Source organism: Sphingomonas tagetis (assembly GCF_024211275.1).
GTDB lineage: Bacteria > Pseudomonadota > Alphaproteobacteria > Sphingomonadales > Sphingomonadaceae > Sphingomonas > Sphingomonas tagetis.
Genome location: NZ_JAMLDX010000022.1, coordinates 16471 through 38617 on the forward strand (window position 1 = coordinate 16471; position 22147 = coordinate 38617).

Below are 22147 nucleotides of genomic sequence, written 5' to 3' on the forward strand. Positions count from 1 at the left end.
TGCCCTTATTTGTCGACGAGCATGGATGGCGCAAGTCGCCTGGATCTGACCGACATGGCGCTTCACGCCAGACGCCCGAATGGCTGGTGGCGAAACCGTCGGGAGCAATGATGGAGCGAGGCGGTTGCCGGTGCTGCGACCGACGCGTTGGCAAGCGTGAAGACCGCAGAACGAGCGCTGCATCCTTTGCGAGCATGGAGTTGAAGTTCGCAAAGGATCCGCGCGCTGCGGCCGCTCGGAATGAGGGCTGGCAGTAGCGAGATCGCATGTCTGCCTCGTCACGAGATGGTCCACGCCGATCAAACGGCGTGGGGCGCTCGCACCACGGATGCTATATTCATGCTCCGATCACGTCGCACCACTGGCCCTTGTCGCCCGGCCCGGTCAACTTGACTCGCGTATTCCGGATCACAGCTCACGCCGGGCTTGGCGCCCGCGCGCATGGCCGCAACCTCGACGCGGTGCAGGGTTGCGACAAAAGCCGCCACGTTTGTTTCGGGAAGTGATCCAAACAGCAGCTCCCGCGCATGATCGATTGCGGGCATGGTGCGATCGAGCCGCTCTAGCCCTTGCCGGGTCACCCGCAGCCGGCGCAAGCGAGCGTCTTCGCATGGCGATGCGGCTTCGATCAGTGATTGCCGCATCAGCTCCTTGCAGGCACGATACACCGCGACCTTGTCGAGACCGACCTGCCGTACCACCTCCCGCTGGGGCGCTGCTCCAAGCTCGCGCAGGACATAGAGCGTCACCCACTCGCGAAAGCAAAGGTCGTGCGGCCGCAGCGCCTTGTTATAGACTCGCTCCGGCGGGCCAGCCGGGAAGGTGAGCCGCAGGAACATGGCATCGTTAGCGCGGTCGTCGCTCATGCCGTCATTACCCATTCATCGTGGACCTTGACGGGCCATGGCTTGAGCCGCTGGCCGGTGCAGGGGCCGCCGACGCATTCGCCGTCCTCGACTTTGAACAGCGCGCCATGCCACCCGCACGCGATCAGGCCGCCATCGGGCGTCAGATAGTCGTCAAGCCGTTGCGCGAGCGGGAGCCCAGCATGCGGACACCGATCGACATAGCCTCGCACCGACCCGGCGCTGCGAACGACGAAGCCGTGGAAGCGGCCGGCGCGCATCTGCAGGACGAAACCTCGCGCGCGCGCGTCGCCGATGTCCGCCAAAGCGCAAAGTCGTACCCCGCCGGGCGTCGTATCCACCCGACGCGCGGCCAGCGCGGTCGTGTCCTCGTCGTCACTCATCGAGCAGGGGTCACTTGTGCGCGGCAGCTTCCAAGGCCGATCGCAACCGCGCCGGGGGCTGACGCGCTTGCCGTCAGGATGATCTCATCGCCATCCTCGACAAAGGCGCGCACTTCGCCGCTGGGCAACTTGACCGCGGTCTGACCCCCGCCGCTGATCTCCAGCAGGCTCCCGAACCCACCTCGCGTCGGTGCCGAGATCGTGCCGGTACCGAGCAAATCACCAGGCGTCAGATTGCATCCATTCGAACTGTGATGGGTGAGCATTTGATGGACAGTCCAGTACATGCTGGAAGCCGGTCCGGTGCTGAGGCGATATGGTGCCAAGCCTGCCTCGCGCATTTTCGCGGTGAGCAGATGAACTTCCAGCGTGAGCGCGAAGGCGCCATGCGCCTGATCGGCAGCGTCATGAAGATAGGGCAGGGGCCGCGGATCGTCCTCGGGCCGCGCTGGCTGAGCGATACGGAATGGCGCCAGCGCCTCGGCCGTGACAACCCAGGGCGAAATCGTCGAATGGAAATTCTTCGCCAGGAACGGGCCGAGCGGCTGATATTCCCACGCTTGAAGATCGCGCGCCGACCAGTCGTTCAGCAGGCACAGACCTGCAAAATGCTCGGCGGCATCGGTGATGGCGATCGGTTCGCCCAGCTCGTTGCCGGAACTGACCCAGATGCCCAGTTCAAGCTCGTAATCGAGCCGTTCAGTCGGCCCGAACACGGGCGTGTCGCTGCCCGCTGGCTTGCGCTGACCCGATGGGCGACGAACCGCCACGTCGGACGGCCGGATCGAGGAGGCACGGCCATGATAGCCGATGGGCACATATTTGTAGTTGGGCAGCAACGGATTGTCGGGCCGGAATTGGCGACCGACATTGTTGGCGTGGTGAATGCCGACATAGAAGTCGGTATAGTCCCCGATCCGAACCGGCAGGTGCAGCTCGCAATCGCTCGCAGTAAATATGTGGCTCGTGAGCTGATCGCGATAAACAGGGTCCGAGAGCAAGTGGCTGATGCGCTGCCGCAGCGACTTGCGCTGAACGGACGGCAAGCCGAACAGGCGGTTGAGCGAAGGCTCGATGCAGGCTGCCGCCAAGGCCGGCTCGAACAATCCTGCTGCGGCGCAAGCGCGAAGGTCGAGGATCGCCTCGCCGATCGCGGCCCCGATCCGTGCGTCGCCGGTGGGCGGGGAGAACACGCCAAGCGGCAGATTCTGGACCGGAAACACGCCATGGCCATTGGCGCTCTCGACCCAGCTGGTGCGCGCCGGGTCATGGGTTTCATCGCTCGCCCACCAGCTCATGCGTCGGTGCTCGCGCTCGAGGCTGGCAGCTGCGCCTTGCGGAACCCGGTCCAGCAGCCATCATGGTCAGGCTGGAGCAAATCGGTTTCGGGGGCCCTTTCGGTCGTGACGAACGGGTGCCGGCTTTCGAACATGAATGCCATGGTGTCCTCGATCTTGTGCGGTGCGAGCGTGGCGATGGTCGCGGCATGATGGGTCGCGACATCGGGACCATGCGCTGACATGCAGTTGTGCAGGCTTGCTCCGCCCGGCGCGAAGCCACCTGCCTTGGCGTCATAGGCGCCGGTGATCAGCCCCATGAATTCGCTCGCAGTCGATTGGGTGACGCAGCCGCATGCTCGCCAGTACCGGGCTGTGACAAAGCGCCTCCTTCAATTGGACGATATCGCGCATGGCCCGCAGATGGCCGCATCCGGGAAAGCCAACTGTGGCGGTTCTCATGCCGTGGCGCGGTGAACGCAGGCGCTGAAAATTGCTCGGTATAAAGGCCGAACGGCACTCGCTGAGGCGAGTTCCTGCCGATCGGCAACGCACCGGACACTGCTTGAGTGGCCGCATGATTGCCAAAACCGGATCGATACAAGGAGACATCCATGGCTGCGTGACCGTTCATGCCGATAGGTTTTCAGGGATTGGCACCTGTCCTCGCAGGGGCCTCGATCTGCTTTTCGCGGGTTGTGCGGGCCGCGAGGCTAGGGACCTCGCGACCCGACCCGTCCACCCCTCCATGGCGCGCGTATGCGCCCGGAGAAGTCCCCTGGACGGGATGTCAGGCGTCAACGGTGATCACGCCGCGGCGGATCTGATCGAGCTCGATGCTCTCGAACAGCGCCTGGAAATTGCCGTTGCCGAAGCCTTCATTGCCCTTGCGCTGGATGATCTCGAAAAAGATCGGACCGACCATGTTTTCGGTAAAGATCTGGAGCAGAATGCCCTCGTCGCCGACATTGCCGTCGATCAGGATGCGGTTCCTGCGCAGCCGCTCGAGGTTCTCGCCATGGCCGGGCACGCGCTTGTCGACCAGCTCGTAATAGGTCTCGATCGTGTCCTGCAGCCGCACGCCGCGGTCGCGCAGCTTCTCGACCGTTTCGTAGATGTTGGCGGTGGTGAGCGCGAGGTGCTGGATGCCTTCGCCCTGATATTCGCGGATGAACTCCTCGATTTGCGAATTCTCATCCTGGCTCTCATTGAGCGGAATGCGGATCGCGCCGTCGGGAGCGATCATCGCCTGGCTGAACAGCCCGGTCGCCTTGCCCTTGATGTCGAAATATTTCTGCTCCTCGAACCCGAACAGCCGGCCGTAGAAGCTCGACCAGGTCCGCATTTCGCCGCGGCGGACATTGTGGGTGAGGTGGTCGAGCAGGTCGAGCCCGACATTGTTCGCCGCCTCCGCCTCGCGCCAGCCGGGCACTTCGTCCCAGCGGGCATAAAGATCCTGTCCGGCCTGGACGAGGTAAAGGTAGGATCCGCCGATCCCGGCGATCGCGAACGAGCCTTCGCCGAGCGTGCCGGCCGCCGCATCGACCGCCTCCGCGCCCTGCTCGAGCGCATGCGCGTAAGCCGAAGCCGGATCGGCGACGCGGAACGCCATGCCGCTGGCCGAAGGGCCGTGCGCCGCACGGAAGTCGGCTGCCTGACCGTTCGGCTCGCGGTTGAGCAGCAGGTTGATTCGGCCCTGCTTGTAGCGCGTCACCGCCCTGGTCGGGTGGCGATGCGCCGCGACGAAGCCCAATGCCTCGAACTGCGCCGCCAGTGCATCGGGATCGGGCGAGGTGAACTCGCAGAACTCGAAGCCGTCGAGGCCCAGCGGATTTGTCGTGTCGGTCATCGAAACGGCCTTTCAGGCAAGGGGAAGGTGGGGCGCGAGTGCGTCGATGAACGGCGCCACCGTTTCGTGGCGCAGCCCTGCGATATTGATCCGACCTGAGTCGGGCATGTAGATCGCGTGCCGCTCACGCAATTGCCGCACCGCGCCGCGGTCGATCGGCAACAGCGCGAAAAGCCCTTGCTGACGGGCGATTGGCGCGAGCGCTGGATGGGCTTGGCCGAGCGCAAGCCGCAGTGCGTTGATCCGTTCACACATGCCGGTCAGTTCGGCCTGCCAGTCGGCGCTCAGGGCAGCGTCCGAAAGGATTTCGCGCACCGCTGCCGCCCCGTGATCCGGCGGCATCGACCAGAGACTGCGCGCGAGCACCAGCAGCGTTTCGCGTACGGGCACGGCGACGGCAGGCGAGGGGGCCTGTACCCACAGCGCACCGACGCGTTCGCGATACAAGGCGAAGTTCTTGTCGCAGCTATACGCGACAAGGGCCTCGGGCGCTGCTGTCAGCAGGGCGCGCATCCCGGCCGCGTCTTCAGCCAGGCCGCGGCCGAGACCTTGATAGGCAAGATCGACCAACGGGACGAGGCCTCGCGCCACCACCATCGTCGCCAGTTGTTGCCACTGCGCTGCATCGAAAGCAGTGCCGGTGGGATTGTGACAGCAACCGTGGAGCAGCACGACATCCCCCGGCTGAGCGCCGGTCAGGCCATCGACGAACAAGTTGAAATCGAGGTCGCCGCGCGCCGCGTCGAAATAGCCATGGCTCGCGACCCTCAAGCCCGCTTCGCCGAAGATCGGCGCATGGTTGGGCCAGGTCGGCGCTCCGACCCACACGGTCGGGCGCCGTTCGGTGCGTGCGAGCAGCTCGGCGGCGAGCCGCAAGGCGCCCGTCCCACCGGGCGTCTGGATCCCCGTGATCCGTGAATCCGCCGCGAGCGCCTCGCCAAGTGCGACATGCGCCAGGCTATCGGTAAAGGTCTGGTCGCCTTCGGCACCCAGATAGCTTTTGCTGACTTGCTCGGACAGCAACCGTGCCTCGGCTGCCTTGACCGCGCCCATCACAGGCGTGGTGCCTGTTTCATCGCGGTACACGCCAACACCGACATCGATCTTATCGGGACGCGGATCGGCGCGATGCATGCCGATCACGGCCAGCAGTGCGTCAGGCGGTTGCCGATCGAGGGTGTCGAACAGCGCGGCCGGCGTCGTGCGTTCAAGTGTCAGCGTCATGCCGCGACCTTTCCATGAGCGTAGGCCTGCGTGCCGCGCGTGTAGACCCCGTCCTCAGACAGGATCGTGTCGATCTCGATATCCGGGAGTTGAGCGACGCGGTCGTAGAGCGGGCCGAAATCGGTGTTCAGCGTGCGTTCGAGCAGGTCTTCGAAGCTTTCGATGACGAAGTAATTCTGTTGGAAATCATCGATACGATATTTTGTGCGCATCACACGTTCGAGGTCGAAGCCGATACGATGCGGCGAGGGATCGTCGAGCGCGAAGACCGACTCTCCATAGGAAGAGACGATGCCCGCGCCATAGAGCTTGAGGCCATCACCGGACCGGATCAGGCCAAACTCGACGGTGTACCAGTAGAGGCGCGCGAGCCGGTCGATCATGCCTAGGGCAGTCGCCCGCTGCCCGCCCTTGCCGTAGGCCTGCATATAGTCGGCGAACACAGGGTGCGCGAGCAGCGGGACATGGCCGAAGACGTCATGAAAGACATCAGGCTCCTGGAGATAGTCCAGCTGATCGGGCCGTCGAATGAAATTGCCCGCCACGAACCGGCGATTGGCGAGGTGATCGAAGAACACGTCGTCAGGGACTAGGCCGGGCACAGCGACGACCTGCCATCCGGTCAGCGTCATCAGGCGATCGGACAGCTCCGCGAAATCCGGGATGCCAGGCTTGGACATTCGCAGCACGTCGAGACCGGCCATGAATTCAGGCGTCACGCGATGCGGGAGCATCCCCAATTGGCGAGCGAACAGCTTGTCCCATGTCGCGTGATCTTGCGCCGAATATTCGTGCCAGCATTGCGGCACCGTCCAGTCCTCGGCGGCTTCTGGGGGTCGGGAGCGTGTCGCGTCTGCCATATGGGCAGAATCTCAGATTGCAGCCGCGATTACCTTTCAATATCGACAATACAGACATGCATTTTGAACTGAAATTCGCGAGGGTCCTTATTTTATGAGCCAACCGTTTCTCATGGATCCGATCGACCGTAGAATCGTCGCCGCGTTGCAGGCGGATGCGAATATGAGTCATGCTGCGCTGGCGGAGCAAGTCGGTTCCTCGCCGGCGTCCTGCTGGCGCCGCGTTCGCGCGCTCGAAGCGGCCGGTGTCTTCGTGAGGACAGTCCGGCTCGTGGATCAGACGGCGATCGGCTTGGGCGTCAACGTCATGTGCAATGTTCGCATGCGCAGTCATGAAAGCAATGCGCGGCGGAACTTCGAGACCTTTATCGACGATTGCCCCGAGGTGATCGAATGTTATTCCATGTCGGGCGACTGGGATTATCTGCTCCGTATCGTCGCGATCGATGTCGCGGATTATAACGCGTTCTTAATGGGTCGCTTGCTCAACCATCCCTCGGTGGATGGCGGTTCATCACATTTCGCATTGTCGATGACCAAATATACGACGGCGCTGCCGGTCTGAACGCTCGACGCATCGATGCGTGACCAGCGCCTTCGCGGCATCTGCGCCCATCAAGCTGCGAGTTTTGCTCTGCCATCGGTAGGCTTCATCCGAGCGTGCCGGCCAGCCGCCCCTCGATCAGCTCGGCAGCCTGGAGCGTGTTCTCGAGCAAGCATGATATCGTCATAGGGCCGACGCCGCCTGGGACCGGTGTGATCGCGCCGGCATGGCCTACCGCTTCCTCGAACGCGACATCGCCGACGATCCGCGTTGCGCCGGTGCCTGATCGTGGATCGGGCACTCGGTTGATCCCCACGTCAATGACGATGGCGCCCGGCCGGATCCAGTCGCCCCTCACCAACGCCGGAATGCCAACAGCGGACACGACGATGTCGGCGGCGCGGCACAAGGCGGCAAGGTCGGTCGTGTGACGGTGTGCAATGGTAACCGTGCAGTCGGCGATCAACAGCAGCTGCGCCATCGGACGGCCTACGATCGTCGAGCGCCCAATGACAACAGCGTGCTTTCCGCGCAGCTCAGTGCCCAGTTCGCGTAACAGGAGCATGCACCCAAGAGGCGTGCACGGCGCTAGGCGAGGCTTGCCGAGCGCCAGCTGCCCGGCGTTCGTGACGTGGAACCCGTCGACATCCTTGTCGGGGTCGATCGCCGCGAGGACCTTGTCGGCACCGATATGCGCCGGCAATGGCAATTGCACCAGCATGCCATGGACACCGGCATCCCGGTTGAGCTGTGCTATGAGGTAAAGCAGCGAAGCTTCGGTCGTGTCGTGCGGCAGCCGATGCTGAATCGATTCGATGCCGACTGCTTGGCATTGCTCGCCTTTCCGCCGGACGTAAATTGCGCTGGCGGGGTCGCTGCCGACGAGCACGACTGCGAGTGCAGGCGGGGCGCCGTTGACGGCGACGAACTTGGTGACTCGCTTGCGCAGGACGTTCGCTCGCTCGGACGCGATCCGCTTACCGTCGATTATCTGCGCGGATGGACCGATTTGCGAGGGCTCGACCATCACGCTAGGACCACGGTCTGGCTACCGTTCAGGAGAACGCGATGCTCCGCATGCCAGCGCACTGCTCGCGACAGCACCGAAGCTTCGACCTCGCGCCCGATCGCGACCATTTCATCGGCCGATGTAGCATGGGTGACGCGACGTACATCCTGTTCAATGATTGGTCCCTCATCGAGCTCGGACGTCACATAATGCGCCGTCGCCCCGATGAGCTTGACCCCTCGCGCCTTCGCCTGATGGTAGGGCTTGGCGCCTTTGAAGCTCGGCAGGAAGCTATGGTGGATGTTGATGCAGCGCCCGGCCAACCGGTCCGCAAAATTGTCCGAAAGGATCTGCATGTACCGAGCGAGCACGGTGAGTTCGGCGCCGCTCGCCTCGATGATGTCGAGGAATCGCGCCTCCTGCGCGGCTTTCGCGGCGCGATCGACCGGAAGGTGATGAAATGGCAAGCCGTGCCATTCGACGAGAGCACGAGCGGTGTCGTGATTGGAGACGACGCCCACGATGCGGATCGGCAATTGCCCGATTTCGGTCTTGTGGATCAGGTCGATCAGGCAGTGGTGAAACTTTGAGACCGCAAGGAGCACGGGCAAAGGCCGGCCCAGATCGTGGATTTCCCAGTCGAGCTGCAGGACGGCGGCGAGCTGCGGCAGGCCGGTCTCCAGCTGAGCGATGGTGGCCGTCTCGCTGGCAAGCTCCATGCGCACGAAGAAAGCGACGCTGTCCCGGTCGCCATAGATCGCTGCTTCGCGGATATCCCACCCACCTTCGACCAGAAAGGGCGACACCAGCGCCAGGATGCCAGGGCGATCGGGACACCGGAAGCGCAACACGCAGGATGCGGGTGAGTTGGCCATATCTTCTCCGTGGACAATTAGCGCGTCGGCGCACCATGGTCGAGCAGCCGATCGATATAGGGCGCGTGACTTTGATCCCCGATCAGCCAGTAGCTGTCGCCGTCGGCGAGCCGCGCCAGCGTCACCGAGACATCGCCGAATCGAGTCCTTGTCGCATGATCGATGCCAAATGCGGTCGGGTCGAGGTCGAGGTCACAATAGGCGGCGAGCCGCTCGACCGCACGCGCGCCCACCAGGTTTGTGACGACGGCGCCGTCGCTCATGTCGACCGCGAGGCAGACATCGTCGCTGAACCGCTCGGCGACGCGATCCAGCGCTGCGCAGACAAGGTCTTGCTCGCCTACCAGCAGCCATTCCGCCGGACCCTGGCGAATGCACGACAGCGCGCCGTTCGAGGTGCGCCGTCCAGCTGCGGGCACCTGCAAACCCAGTGCTGCCCCGAGCCGTGTCTCGACATCGTCGGCGAGCAGGCGCACCTTGCCTATCCCAACGCCTATTTCGCTCGTGCGCGGCGCCACGATCTCAGCCATTGAGCCGACTCCCGTCCGGATCGTAGCGGCAAGGCGGGACGATCCGGCCTTTGCGCCAAGTGCCCAGATCCCAGATCTTGACGGTCTCCCCCATTCGCGCTGCGCCCCCATTAACCATCGCGAGCGCGACCGGCGCACCGATCGTCGGCGACCAGGCGCTCGAAGTGATCCACCCCTCGCTGCCGATCGCATCTTCGCGACCCGGGGTGACGACATGAGCGCCGGGCTCGACGGGCAGTGGGCCATCGACTGCGACGCCCACGAGTTGTCGCCGATCGCCACGCAGCGAGTCCGGGCGGCGCGTCGAGCGGCGGCCGACAAAGTCGCTTTTCTTGTTGGCGAGCACCGCGGCAAAGCCGACGTCCTGCGGCTGGGTCGTGCCGTCAGTCTCGGACCCGACATGCAGGAACCCCTTTTCGATACGCATGGTCATCAGCGCCTCGATCCCGAACGGGGTGAGGCCGTGCACAGCGCCTGCAGCGGTCAAGCGTTCGCCTAGCCGATCGGCCTGACGCCAAGGGACGCTAACTTCATAAGACAATTCGCCCGAAAAGCTTACGCGCGCCACCCGGGCGTTCATCCCGGCGATCAATCCCGCGCGATGTTGCATATGCGGGAAGGCGGAAGCGCTCCAGTCAATCGTTCCTTCAAGCGTTTGCAGCACATCGCGCGCCTTGGGGCCCGCGACGGTCAGCACCGCCCAGCATGTTGTGACGTCCTGCACCAGAACGCGCAGATCGACCCATTCGCACTGCAGCCACTCCTCCAGGATCTCGGCGATCGCCGAGGCATGGCCGCTGGTCGTACCGACCAGGAAATGGTCATCCGCCAGCCGCGTAACCACGCCATCATCGAAGATCGTGCCGTTTTCGTCGAGCATCACGCCATAGCGGCAGCGGCCGTCCTTCAACGTACTGATCGTGTTGACATAGATGCGATCGAGGAAGCGCGCAGCATCCGGGCCCTTGACTTCGATCTTGCCGAGTGGTGAGGCTTCGAACAACCCGACCCTGGTGCGCACCGCAATTACCTCGCGCGCGACCGCCTGCGCCTCTGTCTCGCCTTCCTGGAGATAGGCAACTGGTCGCATCCAGCCGCCATATTCCTCGAGCTTGGCACCCGCCGCGACATGCCATGCGTCGAGTGCAAGGCGGCGGCGAGGAGCAAGGCCATCGCCGATACGGTGCCCGGCGAAGACGCCAATCGTGGTCGGGTCATAAGGCGGGCGGAAACGCGTCGTGCCGATCGCTTCCATCGGCCGCCCCAGAAACTGCGACAAGATGCCGATGCCGTTGACGTTGGACGTCTTCCCCTGGTCGGACGCCATGCCCAGCGTCGTATAGCGCTTGAGATGCTCGACAGACCTGAAATTCTCGCGCGCGGCCAGGGCCACGTCAGCAGCGGTGACGTCGTTCTGGAAATCGACCCAGGCAAGCGGGTCGGGTTCGGCAGTCCGCGCCAGCGACCATAGCGGACGAATGGGCGTGCTGACCGGTACGAATTCCGTGCCGCGCGCCGCCGCGAGACTGGTTTTAATAGCAAAATCGCCTGCGGCAGCACCGATGCTGGGCGAACCGGGCAGGGCGGCGGGCATGAAACTATGCTGTGCGGGATCGAGGCGCAGCGCGCCGCCGGCTTGTGAATGAAGGTGGACGGCGGGGTTCCAGCCACCCGACATCAGCAGCGTATCGCACACCAGGCGCTCGGTGCGGCCGGTGAGCCGACTCGCCGCATCGAGCCGAGCGACGTCGACTGCGCGCACTTGCTTGCCGCCGACCGCCTTTTCGGGGGCGGTGCCACAACGAACTGTAATGTCCAGCGCTTCGGCTGCGGCAAGGAGGCTTGTCGCCGGTGAAGGTCGGGCATCGACAATCGCCGCGATGCGGGCGCCCCCCTGTGCGAGCGACATCGCCGCATGCCAACCGCTGTCATTATTGGTTGCAACGACGATATTCTGACCGACCAGCACACCGTAACGGTGAAGATAGGCCGTCGCGGCGCCTGCCAGCATCACCCCGGGGAGATCATTATTGGCGAAAACCAGCGGGCGCTCGAAGGCGCCGGTCGCAAGGATGACTTGGCCCGCCCGCACATGCCACAGCCGCTGGCGTGGACCGATGCGCGCATCGATTGGCAGATGATCGGTCATGCGCTCACACAGCGCGACCAGCCCTTGATCGTAATGGCCCGTCGCCAGCATGCGATTGCGACGCAGGACGTTCGGCAAAGTATCGAGTTCGGCCAGCGTATGCGCGATCCAGTCAGTTGCCGGCTGGCCCTCGACCAGTTGGTCGCTTCCCGCCAGGCGTCCGCCCCACAGCGCGCCCCCGGTCGCCAGGATCACGCGCTCGCCCCGACGCCCCGCCGCCAGAGCCGCAGCCAAACCGGCAATGCCACCGCCGACGACCAGAACGTCACAATGCGCCGATGTCTGCGAATAGAGATCGGGATCGCGCTCTTGCGGCGCGCGGCCCAGCCCGGCGGCCTTGCGGATCAGGGGCTCGAACAGCAGCCAGTTCGGCCACATGAACGTCTTGTAGTAGAACGCGGCTGGGATGAACCGCTTGAACAGGCCGTTGACTGCCATCAGGTCGAATCCGAGGCTGGGCCAGGCATTCACCGGCTGCGCATCGAGCTGATCGTAAAGCTCGATATAGGGTGCCTTGAGGTTAGGGATGGTAGCCGCGCCACGCTCGATCTGGACGATTGCATTCGGCTCGTCGAGGCCGGCGGCAATAAGCCCGCGCGGGCGGTGATATTTGAAACTGCGCCCGAACAGTCGCACCCCATCGGCGAGCAGTGCCGATGCAAGCGTATCGCCGGCAAAGCCGCGATATTGCTTGCCAGCCCATCTGAAGTCGAGCCTATGCGACCGGTCGATGGCGACGCCGCCCGCCACGCGCGTACCGCTCATCGACCGTCCTCCAGTTCAGGACGCGGATCGGTCATGCCATACACCGCCGCGAGCCGGTGATCGGTCGTCGCGCGGGCAACGTTGAACCAGCGACCACAGCCGAACCGATGGAGCCAGCGTTCAAAGCTGACGCCCTTGGTATTGTGACGATAAAAGAGATAGTCGGCCCAAGCCGCGTCATCGACCGCATCCGGCGTCTCCGGGCGGACGATATGGCTTTCCCCACCGCAGCGGAATTCCCGCTCGGAACGCGGCCCGCACCAAGGGCAATCGATCAACAGCATGGTTGGCCCCTCAATGCGCGATGCCCGAAGCCGCGGCTTCGTCGATGAGCGCGCCGGTGCGAAAGCGATCGAGCGTGAAGGCGGCAGCCAAGGGGTGCGTCTTACCCGTCGCCATCACGTGCGCAAGGCAGTGGCCGCCGGCCGGTATCGCCTTGAACCCACCAGTGCCCCAGCCGCAATTGAGGTACAGGCCGTCGATCGGGCTTTGACCGAGAATCGGCGTCGAATCCTGCACAACATCGACGATCCCTGCCCATTGTCGCAACAGGCGCACACGAGAGAATTGCGGGAACATGTCGATCAGCCCGCCGGCCACCTGTTCCAGCGCTGGCAAACTGCCGCGCTGCGCATAGGACGGAAAGAGATCAAGCGCGCCGCCGAGTACCAGTTCGCCCTTGTCCGACTGGCTGACATAAACGCCTGTCGCCGGAGCCAACACGACGGTGTCGAGCACCGGCTTCATCGGCTCCGACACAAAGGCCTGGAGGGCGTAGGATACGATCGGCAGGCGAAACCCTGCGAGCTTGGCCATCGCCGAGCTATGTCCGGCCACGGCCATGCCGACGCGATCGCTCGCGATATCGCCACGAGAGGTGCGCACGCCGCGTATCGCACCGCCCCGGATGTCGAAGCCGAGCACCTCGCAATTCTGGATGATGTCGACGCCCAGCCCGTCGGCGGCGCGCGCATAGCCCCAGGCAACGGCGTCATGGCGAGCAGTGCCACCGCGTGGTTGAAGCAGGCCCGCCAGCACCGGAAAGCGGGTAGGGCAAAGTCCAGGGATGCGGCGCAATACTTCCTCGCCGCCAACCAGTTCGACTTCGGCGCCATTGCGCAGCATCGCGTTGACCGACCGCCGCAGCACTTCGAGGCCATGACGATCATGCGCCAGCGTCCACATCCCGCGGCGCGAGAACATGATATTGTAGTTCAGCTCGCGCGAAAGCCCTTCGTAAAGGGTCAATGCGTGATCGTAGAAGCGGGTACTTTCCGGGAAGAAATAGTTCGAGCGGATGACCGTGGTGTTCCTGCCGGTGTTGCCGCCGCCGATCCACCCTCGCTCGAGCAGTGCTACGTTGCGGATGCCATGCACCTTCGCAAGATAGTAAGCCGTCGCGAGGCCATGGCCGCCGCCGCCGATGACGATCGCGTCATATGCCTTTTTCGGTTCGGCATCGCGCCAGGCAGGCTGCCAGTTGCGCTGACGTTCGAGGCCCGCGCGAAACAACGACCAGGCGGAGTACCGGTTCATTGGAGTCGCCGTGGCGATAGCTTGATGATGCTGGGCACCGGGCAATGCTACATACAGTCCTGTATCCATACAAGAGTGTATTGAAGCGCCGCCTTCGCGGCCGTCAGGTCGCTTGCGCCACCGGCCTGCGCCGGGCAGTCGTGACCGTGCGTTTTCCCTTGGCTGGCGACAGCTGTCGCTCCAGCGTGTCGACAAGGTCAGCCGGAGGCTCACGGCCGGTCAGAATTCGATAGTAGAGCGGGACCAGGCGCAGCCGCATCGCGGGATCCTCGTCGAGGTCGAGTGCCCAATAGCCGATCTGGTGAAAATAGGTGATCCGCGCGCGCACCAGTGCTTCATCCTCCGAGCCGCCTTCCCGGACGAAGCTTTCCTGCAACAGTACAATCCAGCCGGCATCGATACGCTTTACCGAGTCAGCGACGGCTGCGTCGCGACGTGCCCAGGCGCGGACCGCGAAATCGAACGAGAGTACGTTGGCATCCTCGCTCAGCCAGATCCCGATCACTTCGGCCATGTCGGGCACGGTACGCGCCCAGCGTGCGCGAACTTGCGCCATCTCGAAATAGTTGCGCGCTTCCCAGTCGGTAAGCAGCGCGTCGGTCAAGTCGCGCCGATGTTTGAAGTGCCAGTAAAAGCTGCCGCGCGTGACGCGCATCTGCCGCGCGAGGCGGTCAATCTTCACGTCGTCGATGCCGCGGTTTACCAGCGCCTTGCGGGCGGCGGCAATCCAGTCTTCGCGCGTAAAGCGACGAGCAGTAGGCGACTTTGCGACCAGGTTCATGCGACACCCGTGGCCCATATGCCCGGCGCGAGTCCAGCGTCGCCGGACATGGCTGCATCTCATGAACCCACTTGCGGCGCGAGTGCGCCAAGTGCCGCAGCAAAGTCACAACCCTTCAGAATCGGGCCAGGCGATACATATCTGTCTTGACAAGACATTGATGTATCGTAGCGTGCAATATCCGAGCTGGCGAAGATCAAGCCAAAAGGGGGCGGCGGCGCAACTCGGAGGATGAGGGAGACAATCGATGGCCAGCGCCTTTAAGAAGTCACTGATGTTGCCGGCAATGCCGGCGTTGTTCGTAACCGTCAGCGGGGCCTGGGCGCAGGACGCCGGTCCGGTCTCACCCGCTGCCTCGGCGGATGACGAGATCGTGGTGACTGCGCAGAAGCGCGAGCAGCGTCTCATCGATGTACCGATGGCTGTCACGGCCGTGACAGCGGACAGCTTGGTCGATCAGAATTTGGTGACCTTGCGAGATTTCGCGACTCGCATTCCCGGCCTCCAGATCTCCGCAGGTGGCGTCCAATCCATCGCGTTGCGCGGCGTCACCACCGGCGGCAACACCAACCCGACGGTCGCCATCCTGATCGATGACGTTCAGTTCGGCTCGTCGACCTATCTCGGCCAGCCGCCGATCCCTGACCTTGACCCCGGCACGCTCCAGCGTGTCGAAGTGCTGCGCGGCCCGCAGGGCACGCTATATGGCGCTTCGAGCCTGGGCGGGTTGATTAAATATGTGACGCGCGATCCGGACGCTACGGCCTGGTCCGGTCGGGCCGAAGCCGGCATCGCTTCGGTTGCCGATGGCGGCACAGGCTGGTCAGCACGCGGCTCTTTGAACGCGCCGATTATCGCGGATCGCGTCGCGTTGAGCATCAGCGGCTTCTATCGTGACGATCCCCGCTATATCGACAGCACGCTCGGCACCGTGACTGTCAAGGACGCGAATAAGGTGCAAGTGTGGGGCGGACGCGCCGCCCTGATGGTCAAGCCTTTTGACGCGCTCACGATCGTCGGTTCCGCGTTGATCCAGCGACGCGATTCGGCCGGCGATACCTTGATCCCCGTGTGTACCAGCTGCGTCGCCCCATCGACGAGCCCAGTGGTGTTCAATCCGCGCGGGGTAGCTGACCTGCGCACGGCAGCGGCAGCTGTCGTTCCATCGGACGCTGATCTGGAATTGTACACCGCGCGGGCGACCCTTGATCTGGACAAGGTGCAGCTGGTCTCGATCAGTGCCTGGGGGCGCAGCGCCTTGAACACCGCGCAAGATGTGAGCGCCGTGTTCGCTGCCCCGCTCAACAGCGTTTACGGTGCTGGCGGCGTCTACCTTCTTTCTGCACCCACGATCACGCACAAGTTCAGCCAGGAACTGCGTTTGTCAGGGGCTGGTAGTGATGCTGAGTGGTTGATTGGCGGATTTTACACGAATGAGCGCTCCACCCTCGCGCAGCTAGTCAATCGGACCGGGGCGGCGCCGAGCGTAACGGCGTACAACGGATCGAATATCTCGACCTACGAGGAAAAGGCTGTTTTCGGCGATGTCACGTTTCACGCAGGATCACAGTTCGATTTCCAGATCGGCGCACGCTACGCCACCAACAAGCAGACTTACAACGTTGTAAGCACCATTGACCCGGCCGCTGTGCCGATCTTTGGGCCAAGCTCGAGCCGGGTGTTCAACTCGGACGAGGATTCCTTCACCTGGGTGGTTACGCCGACCTACCGCTTCTCGCGCGACGCGATGGTGTTCGCGCGGATCGCGTCCGGCTATCGGCCGGGTGGGCCGAATACGCAGTTGAGCGGCGTAGCGCCGACCTTCGGTCCCGACACCGTGTTGAATTACGAGCTCGGCTTCAAGGGCCAGTTCGCGGATCGCCGCATCACGATCGACACGTCGATCTTCCAGATCGACTGGCGCGACATCCAGCTGCAGAACACCGCATTGCCGTCGAACTTTGTTTTCTTCGAGAACGGCAAGAAGGCGCGCAGCCGCGGCATCGAGTTCGCAACCAGCATCCGTCCATGGACGGGGATGGTGATCGACGGCAATGCGACGCTGCTCGATGCCGTGCTGACTCAATCGTTCGATCGATCGACATCGACCACGCAACGGCTGCGCGGCGTGGCCGGCGATCGCCTTCCCTATTCTGCTAAGTTCAGTGGCAATATCGGCGCGCAGCAGACGGTGCCGCTTGGAGGCGATCTCGAAGGAACGTTCGGCTTCAATGTGAGCCATGTCGGCAGCCGGCTGGCCTTCTTCAACACGGACGCCGCGGCTGCCCGCATTCCACGTGTCCGTGTCCCGGCCTACACCCTGGTCGATCTCAATGCCAACATCACCATTGGCAGGATGTGGAAGCTCAACGCCTATGTCCGCAACCTTTTCGACGAGATGGGCGTGACCAATGTGGACACCCGCAACGGCGTCAACTTGCCCCGCGCGACATTTACCCAGCCACGGACCATCGGTCTGACCGCCAGCGTCAACTTCTGACGAGCACGTTCAGGACGCATCGGCGTCCCATTGGCGAGCAGGGCGCACCGCGCCCTGCTCGCTTTTTTGTGCGATCGTGGCGGATGGCGATCGGGTAGGGGCATGTGCGTTGCGCGCATAGCAAAGGACGCACTGCCGATAGGCAGCGCGTCCTGAAGCGTCCGGCGATTGCCCGGCTCGGCTAGGCGCGAGCGCGTGCGCCGCTTGGGTCATAGGCCGGTGCGTCGAGCAGCCGTGCCGGCCGGCGTTCGCCCAGGATCGACACCTCGAACCCATCCGCGTGCGCGAGCGCGTCACGCGCGACGTAGCCCATCGCGATACTGTGCCCGACACGATGACCATAGCCGCCGGAGGTCACGAAACCGACCATCTCGGTGCCCCGCCAGATCGGCTCATAACCTGCCGCGTCGGCGTCGCTCGCATCAACCGCAAAGGTCGCCAGCCGCCGCGCGCTAGGCGTGTCGCGTTCGCACAGCGCCGCGTCCCTGCCAACGAAACTGTCCTTTGCGAACTGGACGAATTGATCCAGTCCGGATGACCCGGCCGTATAGTCGCGGCTGAATTCACGCGACCAAATCCCGATGCCTTTTTCCAGCCGCATCGAATTGAGCGCATGCACTCCGAAATCGGTGATCCTGAACGCCTCGCCAGCCTTGAGGATTGCGTCGTACAGGACGCGGCCCTGGTTCGCCGCGACATAGATCTCGTATGTCAGTTCGCCAGTGAGCGACAGGCGGGCAACCGTCGCCGGCACCAGACCGATGTCGATGCGGCGGACGGTGAAGGGGGTGAAGCCTGCCGCCGAAACATCGGCACGTGTCAGCGATTGGAGCAGTTCGCGCGCCTTGGGTCCGACCAGATGGATGCCCGCCAGCTCGTCGGTCAGGTTGCGAAATGCAGCGCCGTCCGCTGGAAGGTGCTGGTCGAACCAGCGGCCGTGCCAGGTCTGGAGATAGCCCGATCCGAACAGCAGAAACCGGGTTTCGTCGGTCCGCATGACGGTAAGATCGCCCATCAGGCGGCCGCTTTCCGACAGCAGCGGCGCCAGCCGAACCCGGCCGATCGACGGCATTCTGCAGGCTAGGATGCGGTCGAGCGCCCCGGCGGCATCCGGGCCGCTGACTTCGTATTTCGCGAACGAGCAGGCGTCGAGCACGCCGACACCGTCACGCACCGCTGCGACTTCGGCAGCGACCGCCTCGAACGCATTCGAGCGCTTGAGCGAGGGAATCTCCACGGCTTCTTCGCCCTCGCGCGCGAAATAGAGCGGCATCTCCAGCCCATAGCTGACCCCGAACACCGCGCGGCGCGATTTGAGCGCATCGTACAGGACATCGGTCTTGGCTGGCCGACCGGCGGGCCAATATTCGTTCGGATAGGCGAGCACGAAGCGCTTGGAATAGAATTCGCTGGCGCGTTCGATGACATAGGCTTCGCTTGCATAGGGGCCGAAGCGCGCGACATCCATTGCGAAGATGTCGGTCGAGGGCTCGCCGTTGATGATCCATTCGGCGATCGAAAGGCCGACACCGCCGCCTTGGGCGAAGCCGGCCATGACGCCGCATGCCGACCAATAGTTCGGCACGCCGCGCACAGGCCCGATCAACGGGTTGCCGTCCGGGGCGAAGGTGAAAGGGCCGTTGACGATGCGCCGGATGCCCGCCGCGGCCACCGCCGGGAAGCGGGCATAGCCTTTCACCAGTGCGTCGCCGATCCGTTCGAGCTGCGGCGGCAGCAATTCGGTGTCGCCATAGTCCCACGGTGTACCCGCAACCGCCCACGGCGTGGCATCCTTTTCGTACACGCCGACCAGCATGCCGCCGCGCTCCTGGCGCATGTAGATTTCGGCGTCGAGGTCGAGGATCAGCGGGAGCTCGTCCTTGCCCAGCGCCATCACCTCAGGGATGTCGTCGGTCAGCAGATAGTGATGCTCCATGGGGATCAACGGCAGATCGATCCCGACCATCGCGCCCATCTCGCGCGCCCACAAGCCGGCGGCGTTGACGACATGCTCGGCCTCGATCGTACCCTGATCAGTTACGACGTGCCAGCTGCCGCGACCGGTGGGTTTGAGGTCAACGACGCGGGTGTGGCGATAGATTTCCGCGCCCGCCATGCGCGCAGCCTTCGCATAGGCATGGGTTGCGCCGGACGGATCGACATGGCCTTCGTTGCGATCGTACAGCGCGCCCAGCACATCGGTCGTGTCGACCAGTGGGCAGAGCGCCTTGATCTCGGCTGCCCCGAGCAGCTCGGTCTCCAATCCGAGCACACGATGGCGCGCATGATCGGCGCGGAGAAAATCCCATCGGGCCTGCGTCGCGGCGATGTTGAGGCCGCCGGTCATGTGCATCCCGACATCCTGCCCGGACAACGCCTCGATTTCCTTGTACAGCCTGATCGTATAGGATTGCAGTGCCGCAATGCCGGGATCGCTGTTCAACGCGTGGAAGCCGCCTGCAGCATGCCAGCTCGAACCGGCCGTCAATTCCTTACGCTCGATGAGGGCGACATCGGTCCAGCCGAGTTTCGTCAGGTGATACAGGATGCTGCACCCGACCACGCCGCCGCCGATCACTGCCACCCGAACATGTGATTTCACGCCATCTCTCCAATCTGGCCGCGCGCCGCAAAATGCGCTTGAACAGGTACAATGCACATGTGTATCGTGTTTGCAATCAGCGAATTGCTGGCCACTCGCCGACCTGGTGAGGCTGTCAGCACGACAGGAGGATCGCCAATGTTGTGCCCCACCTACGACGCTTCCACGGTGCGTGAGCTTCTCGATTATGACGGATGTATCGCGGCAGTGAGAGAAGCGATGGCAGAATTTACCGCCGCCGGGACCGTCCAGCCGCTCCGCCAGATCATGCAGCTTTCACCGGGTCGACTGTTCGCGCTGATGCCTGGCACGCTGCCTGAGCCGCAAGGCTTCGGCGCGAAGGTGATCACCGCCTTTGCCGATCCGGACGCCCCTGGGCGCACGCCGCATCAGGGGATCGTCGTTCTGTTCGACGCGAGCTCCGGCGCGCCGGTCTGCATCGCCGATGCCGGCGAGGTGACGCATATCCGGACCGCAGCGGCAACCGCTGTCGCGACGGATGCGCTGGCACGTGCCAACGCTACCTCGCTTACGATCTTCGGTTGCGGGGCTCAGGCCAGGACTCATTTGCGCGCGATTGCGCGCGTAAGGTCGCTTGAACGCGTGACGGTTTGGGGACGGGACGCGGCGCGCGCGTCGGCCTTTGCATCGAGCATGGCGGCGGAGAGCGGGCTCGATGTCCGCGCCGAGCCGGACGGGGCAACGGCGGCGCAGGCGGACATCATCTGCACGGTCACCGGCTCGCCGACGCCAGTGCTGCTGGGCGAGTGGGTCGCGCCCGGCACGCATGTCAACGCGGTGGGATCAAGCCACGCCGGTCCGGTCGAGGTCGACACCGAGCTCGTCCTGGCCAGCCGGTACATCGCCGATAGCCGCGCATCGGCGAGGGCGGCAGCAGCGGAGCTTATCGTCGCGCGCGAGGCGGGCGCGCTGACGGACGACCATATCGTCGCGGAAATCGGCCAAGTGCTGCTGGGTCAGGTTGCGGGCCGCACCGGCGATCTCGACATCACCTTCTACAAATCACTGGGCCATATCGTGCAGGATCTGGCGGCAGTGCGCTACCTTCACGCGCGCGCGGTCACGCGAAACGATTAAGGCGATCGATCGCGAGCACAGGAGAGGTACATGCTGACCAAACAGGAATGGACCGCCGATCGTCGTGCCGGCTTTGCCGCGTTGCTCGGGCGGCAACGGCCTGGCTGGTCGCTCGAGCAGCCCTTCTATCTCGATCCGACAATCTATGCGCTTGAGCGCGAATTGTGGTTTCCGCGCCAATGGATAGTGATGGCGCATGTGTCCGAGCTGCCGCGACGCGGCGATCGCATCGTTCGCGACCTGTTTGGTGAAGAGATCATCATCGTCAATGCCGGCACGGATGGCTTTCACGCCTTTTACAATGTCTGCACGCATCGCGGTTCACGTATCTGTCGCGACGAGACGCGCACGCCAAACCTCGTCTGCCCCTATCATGCGTGGGGCTTTCGCCTGACTGGCGAGCTGCTGAGCGGCCGGGACTTGCCCGAGGGTGCCGACAAGGCTGAACTCGGCCTGCACCGGATCGGCGTGCGGGAGGCCGGCGGGTTGATCTTCTGCGGGCTGGACGAGGAAAGTCTGCCTGACCTTGCGCCAGCGCTAGACACGCTGCTCCCTGCGCTGCGCCATCACGGGTTCCATAACGCGCGCATTGCCGAACGCCGTTCCTATCCGACATCGGCCAACTGGAAGCTGGTGCTCGAGAATTTCTTTGAGTGCTATCATTGCCGGCCATCGCACCCCGAATATTTCCGGATGAACGGACATGTTGCGGCGACCGCGGTCAGCGACGAGGTGGCGGCCGCGGAGTGGGAAGGGGGCGTTAGCGCATGGCGCGAGCAGGCTGTTGCACCGGCGCTCGATCGCGTCGTGCGCCATGCCGGCGATATCGACGAGGTCAAATACTCGCTGTACCGCCAGCCGATCGGGCTTGGCCGTGACACCCAGTCGCACGATGGCAAGCCAATCGCGCCATTGATGGGCGATTTCACGCACTACGACGGCGGGGAAACCGCCATGCATCTCGGACGGCTAAGCTTTGCCGGCTGCTACAACGACCATGCCGTCATCTTCCAGTTCATGCCGCGCGGCGTGGAGGAAACGAATGTCGTCGCGACTTGGCTGGTCGATGCCGATGCGGACCCCGGCACCTTGGACATCGGCTCGCTAACCTTCATGTGGGACGTGACGACCAAGCAGGACAAGCGGATCATCGAAGACAATGCCGCTGGCGTGCGCTCGCGTGCCTATCGGCCGGGGCCCTACACTGCACTGGAATCGCAGTCCGCCTCCTTCGTGGCATCCTACCTTGAAATAATGGGCCGGCTGGTTGGTTAGTCTCGATACATTACTGTCTTGACA

At 63.8% G+C, this 22147-nt stretch carries 19 protein-coding genes and 1 pseudogene; 4 read left to right on the forward strand and 16 right to left on the reverse strand.

Annotation, left to right across the window (positions count from 1 at the left end; translation table 11 throughout):
• Positions 1 to 299 precede the first annotated feature (299 nt).
• From M9978_RS20070 to phhA, 8 genes and pseudogenes are all read right to left on the reverse strand, one after another.
• Complete coding sequence (locus tag M9978_RS20070) at positions 300 to 881, reverse strand: MarR family winged helix-turn-helix transcriptional regulator (RefSeq protein WP_254296351.1); 582 nt, start codon at positions 879 to 881, stop codon at positions 300 to 302.
• Positions 863 to 1249 carry a Rieske (2Fe-2S) protein gene (locus tag M9978_RS20075; protein ID WP_254296352.1) on the reverse strand — a complete coding sequence of 129 codons (387 nt, stop codon included), beginning with the start codon at positions 1247 to 1249 and terminating at the stop codon, positions 863 to 865. Before M9978_RS20075 ends, M9978_RS20070 begins: the two co-directional genes overlap by 19 nt.
• Entirely contained in the window at positions 1246 to 2547 is a 1302-nt protein-coding gene (fahA, locus tag M9978_RS20080) for a fumarylacetoacetase (protein ID WP_254296354.1), read from the reverse strand. The genes M9978_RS20075 and fahA overlap by 4 nt, the downstream gene beginning before the upstream one ends.
• Positions 2544 to 2867 (reverse strand): annotated as a pseudogene (locus M9978_RS23565) (homogentisate 1,2-dioxygenase domain-containing protein); the annotation flags it as partial. The pseudogene M9978_RS23565 and the gene fahA, both read right to left, overlap by 4 nt.
• Positions 2837 to 3160, reverse strand: a complete 324-nt coding sequence (locus tag M9978_RS23570; protein WP_436977208.1) for a homogentisate 1,2-dioxygenase — start codon at positions 3158 to 3160, stop codon at positions 2837 to 2839. The gene M9978_RS23570 and the pseudogene M9978_RS23565, both read right to left, overlap by 31 nt.
• A 156-nt stretch (positions 3161 to 3316) precedes the next feature.
• Positions 3317 to 4375, reverse strand: a complete 1059-nt coding sequence (gene hppD, locus M9978_RS20090) for a 4-hydroxyphenylpyruvate dioxygenase (protein WP_254296356.1) — start codon at positions 4373 to 4375, stop codon at positions 3317 to 3319.
• Between the two features lie 12 nt (positions 4376 to 4387).
• Positions 4388 to 5599 carry an aromatic amino acid transaminase gene (locus tag M9978_RS20095; protein ID WP_302054131.1) on the reverse strand — a complete coding sequence of 404 codons (1212 nt, stop codon included), beginning with the start codon at positions 5597 to 5599 and terminating at the stop codon, positions 4388 to 4390.
• Positions 5596 to 6459 carry a phenylalanine 4-monooxygenase gene (phhA, locus tag M9978_RS20100; protein ID WP_254296358.1) on the reverse strand — a complete coding sequence of 288 codons (864 nt, stop codon included), beginning with the start codon at positions 6457 to 6459 and terminating at the stop codon, positions 5596 to 5598. The genes M9978_RS20095 and phhA overlap by 4 nt, the downstream gene beginning before the upstream one ends.
• A 112-nt stretch (positions 6460 to 6571) precedes the next feature.
• Between phhA and M9978_RS20105 the strand changes: the two genes are divergently transcribed.
• Entirely contained in the window at positions 6572 to 7024 is a 453-nt protein-coding gene (locus tag M9978_RS20105; RefSeq protein ID WP_254296360.1) for an Lrp/AsnC family transcriptional regulator, read from the forward strand.
• 85 nt (positions 7025 to 7109) lie between these two features.
• Here M9978_RS20105 and folD read toward each other — a convergent pair whose 3' ends face one another.
• The 7 genes from folD to M9978_RS20140 all read right to left on the reverse strand — a co-directional run bounded on the left by folD (position 7110) and on the right by M9978_RS20140 (position 14648).
• Positions 7110 to 8030, reverse strand: a complete 921-nt coding sequence (folD, locus tag M9978_RS20110) for a bifunctional methylenetetrahydrofolate dehydrogenase/methenyltetrahydrofolate cyclohydrolase FolD (protein ID WP_254296362.1) — start codon at positions 8028 to 8030, stop codon at positions 7110 to 7112.
• Positions 8030 to 8887, reverse strand: coding sequence for a formyltetrahydrofolate deformylase (purU, locus tag M9978_RS20115; protein ID WP_254296364.1), 858 nt, complete (start codon positions 8885 to 8887; stop codon positions 8030 to 8032). Before purU ends, folD begins: the two co-directional genes overlap by 1 nt.
• Positions 8888 to 8904: 17 nt before the next feature.
• Entirely contained in the window at positions 8905 to 9417 is a 513-nt protein-coding gene (locus M9978_RS20120; protein ID WP_254296366.1) for a sarcosine oxidase subunit gamma, read from the reverse strand.
• Complete coding sequence (locus tag M9978_RS20125) at positions 9410 to 12331, reverse strand: sarcosine oxidase subunit alpha family protein (protein WP_254296368.1); 2922 nt, start codon at positions 12329 to 12331, stop codon at positions 9410 to 9412. The genes M9978_RS20120 and M9978_RS20125 overlap by 8 nt, the downstream gene beginning before the upstream one ends.
• Positions 12328 to 12615, reverse strand: a complete 288-nt coding sequence (locus tag M9978_RS20130; protein ID WP_254296371.1) for a sarcosine oxidase subunit delta — start codon at positions 12613 to 12615, stop codon at positions 12328 to 12330. The genes M9978_RS20125 and M9978_RS20130 overlap by 4 nt, the downstream gene beginning before the upstream one ends.
• A 10-nt stretch (positions 12616 to 12625) precedes the next feature.
• Positions 12626 to 13867, reverse strand: coding sequence for a sarcosine oxidase subunit beta family protein (locus M9978_RS20135; RefSeq protein ID WP_254296458.1), 1242 nt, complete (start codon positions 13865 to 13867; stop codon positions 12626 to 12628).
• Between the two features lie 103 nt (positions 13868 to 13970).
• A complete protein-coding gene (locus tag M9978_RS20140) occupies positions 13971 to 14648 on the reverse strand; it encodes a TetR/AcrR family transcriptional regulator (RefSeq protein ID WP_254296373.1) in 678 nt (225 codons plus the stop codon).
• A 247-nt stretch (positions 14649 to 14895) separates the two neighbouring features.
• Here M9978_RS20140 and M9978_RS20145 point away from each other — a divergent pair, with 247 nt between their 5' ends.
• Entirely contained in the window at positions 14896 to 17148 is a 2253-nt protein-coding gene (locus M9978_RS20145; RefSeq protein ID WP_254296375.1) for a TonB-dependent receptor, read from the forward strand.
• A gap of 181 nt (positions 17149 to 17329) precedes the next feature.
• Here M9978_RS20145 and M9978_RS20150 read toward each other — a convergent pair whose 3' ends face one another.
• On the reverse strand, positions 17330 to 19750 hold the full coding sequence (locus tag M9978_RS20150) for a GcvT family protein (protein ID WP_254296377.1): 2421 nt from the start codon (positions 19748 to 19750) through the stop codon (positions 17330 to 17332).
• A 138-nt stretch (positions 19751 to 19888) separates the two neighbouring features.
• Between M9978_RS20150 and M9978_RS20155 the strand changes: the two genes are divergently transcribed.
• A complete protein-coding gene (locus M9978_RS20155) occupies positions 19889 to 20848 on the forward strand; it encodes an ornithine cyclodeaminase family protein (RefSeq protein ID WP_254296380.1) in 960 nt (319 codons plus the stop codon).
• A 30-nt stretch (positions 20849 to 20878) separates the two neighbouring features.
• Positions 20879 to 22123 (forward strand): aromatic ring-hydroxylating oxygenase subunit alpha, encoded by a 1245-nt coding sequence (locus M9978_RS20160; protein WP_254296382.1) that lies wholly within the window; start codon positions 20879 to 20881, stop codon positions 22121 to 22123.
• Positions 22124 to 22147 lie beyond the last annotated feature (24 nt).

What these genes read in the sequence shown, in the direction of transcription:
- M9978_RS20070 (WP_254296351.1), bottom strand. Translation starts at nt 881, where the DNA reads ATGGGTAATGACGGCATGAGCGACGACCGCGCTAACGATGCCATGTTC.
- M9978_RS20075 (WP_254296352.1), bottom strand. Translation starts at nt 1,249, where the DNA reads ATGAGTGACGACGAGGACACGACCGCGCTGGCCGCGCGTCGGGTGGAT.
- fahA (WP_254296354.1), bottom strand. Translation starts at nt 2,547, where the DNA reads ATGAGCTGGTGGGCGAGCGATGAAACCCATGACCCGGCGCGCACCAGC.
- M9978_RS23570 (WP_436977208.1), bottom strand. Translation starts at nt 3,160, where the DNA reads ATGAACGGTCACGCAGCCATGGATGTCTCCTTGTATCGATCCGGTTTT.
- hppD (WP_254296356.1), bottom strand. Translation starts at nt 4,375, where the DNA reads ATGACCGACACGACAAATCCGCTGGGCCTCGACGGCTTCGAGTTCTGC.
- M9978_RS20095 (WP_302054131.1), bottom strand. Translation starts at nt 5,599, where the DNA reads ATGACGCTGACACTTGAACGCACGACGCCGGCCGCGCTGTTCGACACC.
- phhA (WP_254296358.1), bottom strand. Translation starts at nt 6,459, where the DNA reads ATGGCAGACGCGACACGCTCCCGACCCCCAGAAGCCGCCGAGGACTGG.
- M9978_RS20105 (WP_254296360.1), top strand. Translation starts at nt 6,572, where the DNA reads ATGGATCCGATCGACCGTAGAATCGTCGCCGCGTTGCAGGCGGATGCG.
- folD (WP_254296362.1), bottom strand. Translation starts at nt 8,030, where the DNA reads ATGGTCGAGCCCTCGCAAATCGGTCCATCCGCGCAGATAATCGACGGT.
- purU (WP_254296364.1), bottom strand. Translation starts at nt 8,887, where the DNA reads ATGGCCAACTCACCCGCATCCTGCGTGTTGCGCTTCCGGTGTCCCGAT.
- M9978_RS20120 (WP_254296366.1), bottom strand. Translation starts at nt 9,417, where the DNA reads ATGGCTGAGATCGTGGCGCCGCGCACGAGCGAAATAGGCGTTGGGATA.
- M9978_RS20125 (WP_254296368.1), bottom strand. Translation starts at nt 12,331, where the DNA reads ATGAGCGGTACGCGCGTGGCGGGCGGCGTCGCCATCGACCGGTCGCAT.
- M9978_RS20130 (WP_254296371.1), bottom strand. Translation starts at nt 12,615, where the DNA reads ATGCTGTTGATCGATTGCCCTTGGTGCGGGCCGCGTTCCGAGCGGGAA.
- M9978_RS20135 (WP_254296458.1), bottom strand. Translation starts at nt 13,867, where the DNA reads ATGAACCGGTACTCCGCCTGGTCGTTGTTTCGCGCGGGCCTCGAACGT.
- M9978_RS20140 (WP_254296373.1), bottom strand. Translation starts at nt 14,648, where the DNA reads ATGAACCTGGTCGCAAAGTCGCCTACTGCTCGTCGCTTTACGCGCGAA.
- M9978_RS20145 (WP_254296375.1), top strand. Translation starts at nt 14,896, where the DNA reads ATGGCCAGCGCCTTTAAGAAGTCACTGATGTTGCCGGCAATGCCGGCG.
- M9978_RS20155 (WP_254296380.1), top strand. Translation starts at nt 19,889, where the DNA reads ATGTTGTGCCCCACCTACGACGCTTCCACGGTGCGTGAGCTTCTCGAT.
- M9978_RS20160 (WP_254296382.1), top strand. Translation starts at nt 20,879, where the DNA reads ATGCTGACCAAACAGGAATGGACCGCCGATCGTCGTGCCGGCTTTGCC.